Consider the following 761-nt stretch of genomic DNA (forward strand, 5'->3'; position numbering starts at 1 on the left):
CGATTTCTTAAGGAGCGGGCAGGCTACTACGACGCAATCGTGGTTTGCCGTCCGCACAATATGGAAGCGTTTCTCGGGGCAACCAACGGCGGCAAGTCACCGTGGGTGAGCGACACGGCTATCATTTACGACGCAGAATCGTTGTTCTCGTCGCGAGTACTGCTGGAGCGAAAGTTGTCCGGCGAGACCGTGTCGTCAGACGAAGCACGCAAGATGATTGCAGACGAAATTGCGTTGACCCGTCCGGCCAAGGCGATCATTTCCGTGTCCGAAGCCGAGAAGCGTCAATTCGAATCGCATGGCGTGGGACCCGTCTACGTGCTCGGCCATGCGGTCGAGCCGACGCCGACGCCGCGTGCGTTCGCGCAACGTTCCGATTTCCTGTTCGTCGGTGGGATTCACGACGACAAATCGCCCAATGCCGATTCGCTGCGCTGGTTCGTCACGCAAATCTGGCCGAGGATTCTCGAGAAACTTGGTGCCGATCTTAAGCTCCACGTCGTCGGCTACAACCGGGCAGCCAGTGTTTTCGCATTGAAGGATCGATCGGTACACCTAGTCGGCCGAGTCGATGAACTCGAGCCATGGTACGACGCTGCACGAGTCGTCATTGCCCCGACTCGAATCGCCGCAGGCATCCCGCTAAAGGCGCATAGTGCCGCATCGTATGGTGTTCCAATGGTGACCACCCGATTGATTGCCGAACAACTCGGGTGGGAGTCCGGTGTGCACCTGCTAGCCGAGGATGATGCCGATGCATA

The 761-nt window shown here is 58.3% G+C and carries 1 protein-coding gene; it reads left to right on the forward strand.

The window, feature by feature from the left end; translation table 11 throughout:
* Positions 1 to 761 (forward strand): glycosyltransferase family 4 protein (locus tag JMF90_RS39075; RefSeq protein WP_201326549.1); only part of this gene is annotated, 761 nt, incomplete at both ends.

This window comes from Burkholderia sp. E168m23 (genome assembly GCF_016586125.1).
GTDB lineage: Bacteria > Pseudomonadota > Gammaproteobacteria > Burkholderiales > Burkholderiaceae > Burkholderia > Burkholderia orbicola.